This is a genomic window from Stenotrophomonas sp. P5_A8, assembly GCF_056400545.1.
Map to the genome: position 1 here is coordinate 1 of NZ_JBFULB010000605.1, position 908 is coordinate 908.

Sequence of the window (908 nt, forward strand, 5' to 3'; positions counted from 1 at the left end):
CTAATAGAGACACTTGGCCAGCGGCTCTGTCGATCATTGTTTCACTACACACGGTCCTTGGCCAGCTTCTGCGGCTTTGACACACCCAAATAATCATCCCAGCATGCCAAGTCTGCACTTGGCGAATGCAACCCGATTATCACAATAACCACGTCATGGTGAGCGTCCATGACGACAAATCGCAATCTTCTGCCATATCCCTTGGAGTATGGCATCGACCAATAGCCACGCATTGTTCTGAATAGCCGCTCCGCCAGGGGGCCTGCCGCCACTGGGACGACCACAGGTTGATTCTTTTCCGGATGGATCTTCGCGCCAGAAGGAAAGTATGTTCGATGACGAAGAGGGTTGCGCCTTAGCTCTGCATAGTCGACTGAGTCGTCGAATGACTTGGCGTCGAAGGTCCAGGCGACCGGTCGCGTCCTTGTCAGCGGAATGTATAGAGTGTTGACTGACACGCCAAACGAGCTCGATTCGCTGGCGCAGGTCATCCGCAGTGAAGCGGAGCTCCTCATTCCAATGGGGTGCCACGGCATCCCATTGCGGCTCTTTTACCATTGCGCCCTCGCTCACCTAAACCTCCCTAGTTACGTTTGACTCTTTCACTTCGGGTGGGATTCTTGCGAACTGCGTGGACATTCGTGGGTCCAGCGCCACAACTGCACCCGGCCCGCCTGCTCGGCCGAACTCAGAACTGCCTTCTCTCCATGCATCCAAAACCGTTCGTCGATCAGCCCTTCGCTTCTTGTTCTGATGATATACCTCAGAAACCAAGACAAGAGGCCGGCACTGACGCATAACGCCCTGGATTTGAACTCGATACACCAGTATTTAAATGGAGCTTTCGCGTATCGCGAAAGGTGCAAATAGGAACGCGTGACTATTCGAGCAMCGCTGAAATGCCGTCC

1 protein-coding gene is annotated in these 908 nt (G+C 54.0%); it reads right to left on the bottom strand.

The window, feature by feature from the left end:
• Positions 1–44: 44 nt before the first annotated feature.
• Entirely contained in the window at positions 45–536 is a 492-nt protein-coding gene (locus AC1DQP_RS21005; protein WP_457321964.1) for a Druantia anti-phage system protein DruA, read from the bottom strand.
• Positions 537–908: the final 372 nt, after the last annotated feature.